The sequence below is a fragment of the Nocardia sp. CC227C genome (genome assembly GCF_030767025.1).
Classification (GTDB): domain Bacteria; phylum Actinomycetota; class Actinomycetes; order Mycobacteriales; family Mycobacteriaceae; genus Nocardia.
In genome coordinates, this window is the sequence record NZ_JASITE010000025.1 from 84,958 (window position 1) to 92,450 (window position 7,493).

At 69.8% G+C, this 7,493-nt stretch carries 6 protein-coding genes; 2 read left to right on the forward strand and 4 right to left on the reverse strand.

Annotated features, from left to right (window positions below):
* Positions 1 to 11 precede the first annotated feature (11 nt).
* From QMO76_RS32905 to QMO76_RS32915, 3 genes are all read right to left on the reverse strand, one after another.
* Positions 12 to 1,052 (reverse strand): hypothetical protein, encoded by a 1,041-nt coding sequence (locus QMO76_RS32905; protein WP_306365268.1) that lies wholly within the window; start codon positions 1,050 to 1,052, stop codon positions 12 to 14.
* 318 nt (positions 1,053 to 1,370) lie between these two features.
* A complete protein-coding gene (locus QMO76_RS32910) occupies positions 1,371 to 3,983 on the reverse strand; it encodes a LuxR family transcriptional regulator (RefSeq protein WP_306365269.1) in 2,613 nt (870 codons plus the stop codon).
* Positions 3,984 to 4,437: 454 nt separating this feature from the next.
* Positions 4,438 to 5,535 (reverse strand): CaiB/BaiF CoA-transferase family protein, encoded by a 1,098-nt coding sequence (locus QMO76_RS32915; protein ID WP_306365270.1) that lies wholly within the window; start codon positions 5,533 to 5,535, stop codon positions 4,438 to 4,440.
* Positions 5,536 to 5,708: 173 nt separating this feature from the next.
* On the opposite strand from QMO76_RS32915, the gene QMO76_RS32920 reads away from it, so the two are divergent.
* A complete protein-coding gene (locus QMO76_RS32920) occupies positions 5,709 to 5,981 on the forward strand; it encodes a hypothetical protein (RefSeq protein WP_306365271.1) in 273 nt (90 codons plus the stop codon).
* 61 nt (positions 5,982 to 6,042) lie between these two features.
* Entirely contained in the window at positions 6,043 to 6,525 is a 483-nt protein-coding gene (locus QMO76_RS32925) for a DUF456 domain-containing protein (protein WP_306365272.1), read from the forward strand.
* An 8-nt stretch (positions 6,526 to 6,533) separates the two neighbouring features.
* Here the strand turns inward: QMO76_RS32925 and QMO76_RS32930 are convergent, their stop codons facing one another.
* On the reverse strand, positions 6,534 to 7,403 hold the full coding sequence (locus QMO76_RS32930) for an amidohydrolase (RefSeq protein ID WP_306365273.1): 870 nt from the start codon (positions 7,401 to 7,403) through the stop codon (positions 6,534 to 6,536).
* Between the last annotated feature and the right edge of the window lie 90 nt (positions 7,404 to 7,493).

Here is a 7,493-nt window from a genome sequence, read left to right on the forward strand (position 1 = left end):
GACGGGGGGAATCAGACGACCGCGCCGTAGGCGCTGCCGATGCCGAAACCGAGGGCACCGCCGGCGACGCCGCCGACGACCGCGGCCGGAATGCCCAAGGCCGCCGCGCCCACGGCGGCACCGGCCGCCGCGCCGACACCGGCACCGATCAGCGCGCCCGCACCGGCACCCGCTGGTGAGGCCGCGCCGCTGGTGGGAAGGCCAGCCGCGATCCCGCCGATGACCGCGCCGGTGGCCGCGCCCACGCCGGTGCCGATGACCGCGCCGGGTACCGCGCCGATGGCGGCGGCCGGGAGGCCCGCCGCGAGTGCGCCCGCCCCGGCTCCGACGACGGTGCCCGCCATGGTTCCGGCGGCGATCTTGTCGGAGCGGCTGGCGTGGATGCCGACCGAGTTCAGGCCGGTGGCGATGCCCGCTTCGACGGCGGCCGCGCCGCCGTTGACCGGGTTCAGGACCGCATCGGGGATGTCGTCGGGGACGGGGGTGGTGAACGCGCCGACGCGCAGGGTGCGCGGGGGCGGGGCGATGGGGGCGACCGGTTCCACCGGGACCGGGGCGTGCAGGGTGCCCAGATCGATGGCGGGGGCCGCCTCGGGAGCTGGGATGGGGCGGTAGTTCGGGGGCACGAGGTAGTTCGGCGCGGGGGCGGGCGTCGGCGGGGTGGTGACACCCGGCTGGATCGGCCCCGGGGTGTGGCCGACCGGACGGTCGGTCGCGGGGGCGGTGACGCCGGGCTGAACCGGGCTGGTGGCGGCGCGCGGGGTGTCGCCACCGGCGAGGCCGGGTTGGGGTGCGGCGTCGCCGGGGGACCGGTCGGAGTCGGCGTTCGGCGGGTTCGCGGCGGGCGTCCGCGCCGTCTGCGGTCCCCCGGCGGTTCCGTCCCGGGGGGCCGTTCGCGGGGAGTCCTGCGAGCCTGCGGCGGCCGGTGCGTTCGGGGCCGCGGCGTTCTGATCGGTGGTGGCGCAGCCGACGGCCAGGGCCAGCGGGATCGCGCCCACCACGAGTGCGCGACGGCGCGCGCCGGTCTTCAGTTGTCCATGCCGACGAGCCACGTCGAACACACCACCTTCATCAGGGTCTTGATTCTGTTGCGATCAGGAAGCGGTGGCGGTGTCGCGCGGCGAGCGCCGTCGTTTCCTGTTGATCGTGCATTCGGAGCGGAGAACTCCGGGGGCACGGACAATGTGGTTCCCGCACCCCTTTCGGGAGCGGATATCGGGCGGGAACCTGGCTGGTCACCTGCGCTGGGATGTTAGCTGAATAAAAGCTATGAATAGCAACTCGTTGTGAGATGCCGCACAGAGTCGCAACTGTGCAGGTAGATCACCGAAAAATGACTGCTTGAAGTCTGAATCGCCTTGTCGCGCCGGTCAGCTCTCGGATTTGCCGGAAGATGACCCGAGCATCAACTCCGCCAATGCCTCGCGATCGGTGACATCGAGTTTGATGCAGGCGCGGTACAGATGCCCCTCCACCGTCCGCACCGAAACCGTCAGCCGGTCCGCGATCTGCCGGTTCGACAAACCTGCCGCCACCAGATTGGCGATCTCCCGCTCCCGCGCGGTCAGCGGCAGCGGTTGCGCCGACTGCCGCAGCGCGGGCGTGCTGGCCCCGCCGCAGGCAGCCGCGAGCCGGTTGGCGGTGGCGGCGGATTCCAGCAGCCGCCTGCGGTCTCCGGCCCGCTCGTGCGCCGAGGCCGCCTGCGCGGCGGCGTCGGCGGCGGACAGCAGCACCCCCAGGGATTCGAATTCCGCGGCGGCGGCGTCCAATCCGTCGCCGTCGTGGGCGGCGACCGCCACCGCGTGCCGGGCCTGGGTCTGCACCAGACGCCCGTCCACGCGGGCGGCGAGATCCGCGAGCCGCCCCGCCACCGCATGGTCGCCGAACCGGGCGGCGGTGTGCAGCGCCATGGCCTCGATGGCGTGCTGATGCGAGCGCGCGGCGGCGTCGGCGGCCGCGAGCGCGTGCCGGACGGCGGGGCTGGCGGTGCCCTCGGCGGCGGCCTGCCAGGCGCGGGCCAGCGCCAGCTGCGGTTCGTAGACGGCGCTGTGCCGCCCGCCCCTGGCCACGGCGGCCTCGATGCTCTCGGCGGCCTCGGCCGCCCGGCCCAGGGCCGAATAGGCTTCGGCCAGACGCAATCTCGCGGGGAACATCCACGCCGCCGCGCCCTCCATGGCCAGTGCGGCGAGCGCCTGCTCGAGATTGTCGACGGCAGCCGGGAAATGCCCCTGTGCCACGTCCACGGTGCCCTGCAAGATCTTCGACATGCCCCAGGCCAGGTACTGGCCGGGGGAGGAGTAGCCGAAATACCCCCCGGCGCAGCGGCGTGCGGCCTCGAGATCACCGGTGAAGGTGAGGGCGAGCACCTCCGCGTGGGTGGACATGAAACGGTTCAGCCCGTCGATATGCCGTTCGACTTCGTGTCCACGCGCGGCGTATTCGCGCGCCGCCTCGCCGCGACCCATGAGCGCCAGGGCGAGTCCGCCGCCGAAGGCCGCCCACCACACCGCCCAGGGCGGCGCGTCGGCATTGGTCATCACGGGTTCGGCGAGCGCGAACGCCTCGTCGAGCTTGTTCTCGTTGACCGCGCAGGCCGACGCCAGCCCGTCCAGGGTGGCGACGATCTTGGGATGCCGCACCCGGCCGCGCACCAGGCGCAGCACCCCGTCGGCGCGGTCGGCATCGCCCATGGCCCACAGCAGATTCGACACCCGGGTGCTGCCCCAGCGGGCCAGTTGCACCTCGTTCAACTGGTCCGGATCGAAGCTGGCGAGGGTGCGTTCGGCCTCGATGCGATGGCCCTGCCACAGCAGCGCCCGGGCCAGCAGGTCCGCGGCCTCCACACCGCCGCGCCGCTCCACCGCCGCTCGCGCGAACCGTTCCCCCAGCGGGATGTTCGCCAACCCGATGGCGTCGGCGGCAGCCGCCTCGAACAGCTCCAGATCCGCCGATTTGTCGCTGTCCAAAGCCAATTCGGCCAGGCGAATGCGATCCGACGCGGAATTGACCGGCCGCTCCTTCAGCGACGAGTACAGCCGTCCCCGCAGCCGCCGCGCCGACGCGATGCCCAGCCGCCGCCGGATCACCTCGCCGAACAGCGGATGGTTGTAGCGCACCAGCAGCTGGTGGGTGTTCTCGACAATCCTGATGACGCCGCGTGATTCGGCGGCCTCCACCGCCTCCTCGCCCGCGAGTTCGGCCAGCACGTCCAGGTCGATGGGTTCGCAGAAGGTGAGCAGTTCCAGCACCTTCAGCACGTCCTCGGGTAGCTGCTCCACCCGATCCTCCAGCAGCGCGGCCAGTTCCGAGGTGACCGCCGCGCGCCCGCGCAACTGCCACACCCCGTTGACCTGTCGCAGCGTGCCCGCCTCCAGTGCGCCCTCCACCAGGTGGCGCAGGAAAAGCGCGTTGCCGCCGGAGGATTCCCACATGAGGTTGGCGGTGAACCCCTCCAACTGCCCGCCCAGCATGGACTCCACCAGCGCCACGCTCTGTCGCTGGGTGAACGGCCGCAGATCCACGCGCTGTAGATGCCCGTCCTTCCACAGCGAGGTCACCGCGTCGGGCACCGGCACCCCGCTGCGCACGGTGGCCACGATGTGGGCGGCCTTGTCGATGGCCAGTTGCAGCAGCAGGGTGGCGGAGAGCTGGTCCAGCAGATGCGCGTCGTCGACGCCGATTATGGTGTGCCCGTCCGCGAGCAGCGCTTCCCGCGCGGCCGCCATGAACGTCACCGGGTCGTGCGCGGTGTACACGCCGACCATGTGGGCGAAGACGCCCAGCGGAATACTGCGGGCGGATTCGGTGCCCGCCACCCACCGGACATTGCCGCCGACTGCGGCGGCGGCCTGCCGCGCCAGCGTGGTCTTGCCTACCCCCGCGTCCCCCGTCAGAACGGCTCCGACGAACTCGTCGCCCGTCAGTGCCGCCCGGATGGTTTCGAGTTCGCCGACGCGCTCGACCATCGGCCAATTCCGAGCCATGTGACAACTGTAGTGCGCCCGCCGTTCGTGAGCAGCGCAAACGAACTGGGTGGCGACACGGATGAATCCGAGGATTATCGGCGTGTGCGCCGAGTGGTCCGGATATCGCTCGATCGCTTCCGCCCCCGAACGACGGACGGCTGACCCGGCCGTCCGCCGTCAGGGAGAGGAGGTGAATGGGAGATGGTTGGCAAGCACCGCCGGAAAGGTGAGCCGGCGAACCGCGCAGCCTGGATTGCAGCCGGAGCTGCTGCGGCCGCCGCACTCATCTACATCGTGACCCGAGTCAACAGGGCACGATAACCCATTCGGCCAGGGTGTCGATAGGAGCGATGCCCTGGCCTCCATCACTTTCGTGACACCAAGAGTGTACGTCGCGGACGTCATCGTTTGTGTAGTTCGCACGCAACAGTGTTGCCTGTACGCACGTACATCGCCCAAGTACCGGCCGGATTCAGTCCGCCCAGACCTGTTCGATCGGGGTGCCCTCGGTGGGCGGGGGTGTCGGGATGGCCCCCGGGGTGCGGGAGAAGCGCGGGGCGGGTGCGTGCTGCACCACGCCGTCGATCTCCACGAGACCGCTGCGGGCCTGGATGTGTGGGTTCTGGGTGGCCTCGGTGAGGGTGAGGACCGGGGTAGTGCAGGCGTCGGTATGCTCGAAGATCGCCCACCACTCGTCGCGGGTCTTGGTCTTGAACTTCTCGGCGAACAGTTTGCGCAGCTCGTCCTGCGCGGTGGGGTCGAGCTGCTGCGGCAGCCCTGCCGGGTCGATCTCCAGCCCCTTCAGGAATTCCGCGTAGAACTGCGGCTCGATGCAGCCGACCGCCATGTACTTGCCGTCGGCGGTCTCGTAGGTGTCGTAGAACGCCATGCCGGTGTCGAGCAGGTTGGTGCCGCGCTCATCGGACCACAGGCCCACCCCGCGCATACCCCAGATCATGTGTGAAAGAGCAAGCGCGCCATCGATCATGGCGGAGTCGATGACCTGCCCCCGGCCGGAGCGCTGGCGTTCCACCAGTGCGGCGAGCACGCCGAAGACCAGGAACATGGAGCCGCCGCCGAAGTCGCCGACCATGTTAAGCGGCGGCACGGGGCGCTCGCCCTTGCGGCCGATGGCATTGAGCACGCCGGTCAGCGAGATGTAGTTGATGTCGTGGCCGGCGCGGTCCGCCAGCGGGCCGTCCTGCCCCCAGCCGGTCATGCGGCCGTAGACCAGGCGCGGATTGCGCTCCAGCGCGACATCGGGGCCCAGGCCCATGCGCTCGGTGACGCCCGGCCGGAACCCCTCGAGCAGCACGTCGGCCTTCTCGACGAGACCGAGCACCTTCTCGATATCGGCCGGATCCTTCAGGTTGGCCTCGACAATGGTGCGCCCGCGCCACTGCGGTCGCTCCATGAAGCCCGGCAGCTGGCCCGGCCGCTGGACGCGAACCACATCCGCGCCGAGGTCCGCGAGCAGCAGTGCCGCGTGCGGACCGGGGCCGATACCGGCCAGCTCAACAACCCGAATGCCCGCGAGCGGGCCCTGTGCGGCGGTGGATGGAGTGCTCACGCCTTACCTCGGTTCATCGTCGAATCCTGCGTACCGGCGCGCCGTGCCGGTGTTGACAGTATGACAATAACGGTGTTCCGGCTCTGCTCCCGGGTGACGATGTGCGCGATGTCGGTGTTCTCAGGCATGCTCTCCGGTGCCCGACCGTTCAGCACGTCCCGCCGGAGCGCACCATGCCGTCTCGCCGATCCGCCAAGAACTCATTGTCCGACAGCGATATTCGGCAGTTAACCGCCGCCGTGGACGCGGGCCGCTCACCCACCGTGTGGTTCACCGCCGACGCCGTCGGCATCGAGGAGGGCCGATCCGGCAAGGTGGTCGCCGTCGCCGACCCCGCGGAACCGGACTTCCTGCACGTCCGGCCCGCGGGTTCCAGCGACACCCTGGCCTTCTCACCCACCGAACTCACCCTCACCCGCCCCACCCGCCGCCGCGGTTCGCGGTGAACACCCATGGGCGCTGCGGTCGGGGCAGAATGCTGGCAGCGACGAGGCGGGAGGAACTGGCGTGGGTGTAGCGGGTGAGGTCCTGGTCGGCCTCGCGATCGTGGTGGGGCTGGTCGGCATAGTCGTACCGATCCTGCCGGGGGTACTGCTGATCTTCGCGGCGATCGCGGTGTGGGCCTTCATGACCGGGGGAACCGCGGCCTGGGTCGTATTCGCCGTCTGCACGGCGTTTCTCGTGATCAGCGGGGTGATCAAGTACACCTGGCCCGGCCGCAAGCTCAAATACGCCGGCGTGCCGAACCGGACGCTGTTCATCGGAGCGGTGCTCGGCATCATCGGCTTCTTCGTGGTGCCGGTGATCGGGCTGTTCCTGGGATTCGTACTGGGGGTTTATCTTTCGGAGTTGCAGCGGCTGCGAGCACAGCGCACGGCATGGGTGTCGACACAGCACGCCCTGAAGGGGGTCGGGCTGTCGATTCTCGTCGAGCTGTTCGGCGCGCTGCTGGCGACCGGGGTGTGGGTGGTCGCCGCCGTCGTCGTCTAGCCGCCCCGCTACTCGATGATCGGCAGCGGAATCGTATCTCCGGGTGCGGGTTTCGGAAGTTCCGAGCGCTTCAGGCGCAGGGTCGGCGATTCCGGGCCGAACAGCGGCAGCGTCGGCGCGGGGTCCGCGACATCGCGCTCCTTGGCTGGCAGGCGATAGAAGGCGCGGGCATTGTCCTCCAGCACCCGGTGCAGGTCGGTGCCGACCGCTTCGGTGATGAGCGCGATATCGGAGTCGAGGAAGGGTCGCCCCGCGCGAGTGCCGGGCAGATCGGAGCCGAACATGAGCGCCTCCGGATTCACCGCGTGGATCCGGCGCAGCGCCCGGCCGACATCCATGGCCACCCGGCCGAAACCGGACGCCTTCACCTTGGCCCCGCGGTCCACCAGGTTCAGCAGGTAGGGCAGGCAGTCGTCGGACATGCCCATGTGGTCGATGGACAGCAGCGGCAGCTTGTTGATCACCGGTTCCAGCGATCCCAGCATGGACCCGTCGATGTACAGCTCCACATGCCAGCCGACCAGCTCGTAGGCGCGCAGCGCCAGCATGGTCAGCCCGACGATATCCCCGCCCGCGCGCTTGAGATTGAACCGCAGCGCCCGCACCCCGGCCCGGTCGAGTGAGACGATCTCCTCGTCCGTGGCGTCCACGTGCAGGTTGATGACGCCGACCCAGCCGTCGCCCAGCTCGGCCAGCGCCGCCCGCAGATACGTCTCGTCGGTGCCCTGGAAGGACCCGCTGACCACGGCACCACCGTCGATGTCGAAGCGGGACATCCGCCGCTTGTAATCGGCGATGGTGTACGGGTCGGGCAGGTAGCCCTCGTTCTCGATCAGCGGGAACCGCGGATCGATGATGTGGACATGGGCATCGAACACGTGATCAGCATGCCTCACATTGGTGACAAGTGCGGAAAACCTTGTCCGCCTGGTGGATCAGCCCAGGTCAGTTGGCGATTTTATCCGGCT

Coding starts and splice junctions, on each gene's coding strand:
- QMO76_RS32910 (WP_306365269.1), bottom strand. CDS start 3,983: ATGGCTCGGAATTGGCCGATGGTCGAGCGCGTCGGCGAACTCGAAACC.
- QMO76_RS32920 (WP_306365271.1), top strand. CDS start 5,709: ATGCCGTCTCGCCGATCCGCCAAGAACTCATTGTCCGACAGCGATATT.